Here is an 885-nt window from a genome sequence, read left to right as displayed (position 1 = left end):
AAATATATAGAAATAGATTTTTTATTAAGGTGATATATGTTACGTTTGGAAGTTTTGTCAAACCGGGATTGTGGTTATTTGGTGTGGTTGCGGTAGGCTTTGTTGATGCCTGAAAGCGTCGCAGACCATAGAAGCTATCTACCGGCAGCAGAGAGGATATGCTGTTCCATCGTTGATCTGAAGTAGGAATTCAATTTTGGACTAATACTTGTAAGTAAAGATCTGGACTTCTAATTAAAATCTTAATATTATGAGCACTTCCAAATCAATGACCACTTATTCCCAAGTGTTGAATCTGCTGCCTGAGAAGGGGTATGGAAACGAATTGAAGATCTCTTCCGATGGGGGTAGATTTGATGGTTCTGAAACGGTTTTCGGGCCTGAAGAACTTAAAATCACAAAGGTATATAGGTTTGAAGGCGAATCTGACCCGGGGGATATGGCTGTTATCTACCTATTTGAGAGTGAATCGGGGGAAAAAGGTTATACCCTAAATGCCTATGGTCCATATTCTGACCAAGATAATCCGCATTATGATGAATTTATGAAGCGGGTTGCAATTGAAGAAATTGAGGATAGAGATTCTATTTAAAAATAAATTTTGAAAGGTCAAATGGATTTTGGTAAGCTATACCAAAATCCATTTGACCATTTTGGAATGGTAAGGTGACAAACCGTGGTTTAAATGAAACTTCGCGTGAGGCAATATTTTTTTTAACCGCAAAGGAAAAGAAGGTAATGCAAAGGACGCAAAATATGGATTGGTTATTTACCACATAGCTCACAGAGAGCGCATAGATTCCAGAGTTTGTGTTTCAAGATTGGTTTAAAGCCCTGAATGGGCGGGATAACAAAGGGATGGGTGCAGCCCATCCTTAAAATCGA

General features: G+C 38.8%; 1 protein-coding gene. It reads left to right on the top strand.

Features of this window, described 5'->3' with window-relative positions; translation table 11 throughout:
• The first annotated feature begins 250 nt into the window (after nt 1-250).
• Nucleotides 251-592 carry a hypothetical protein gene (locus tag M3O96_RS21885; RefSeq protein WP_249725460.1) on the top strand — a complete coding sequence of 114 codons (342 nt, stop codon included), beginning with the start codon at nt 251-253 and terminating at the stop codon, nt 590-592.
• Nucleotides 593-885 lie beyond the last annotated feature (293 nt).

The organism is Aquiflexum sp. TKW24L (genome assembly GCF_023502205.1).
In the GTDB taxonomy this organism is placed as follows: Bacteria; Bacteroidota; Bacteroidia; order Cytophagales; family Cyclobacteriaceae; genus Cognataquiflexum.
Note: the sequence above shows the minus strand (reverse complement) of the source record. Positions and strands in the feature narration are given on the sequence as shown.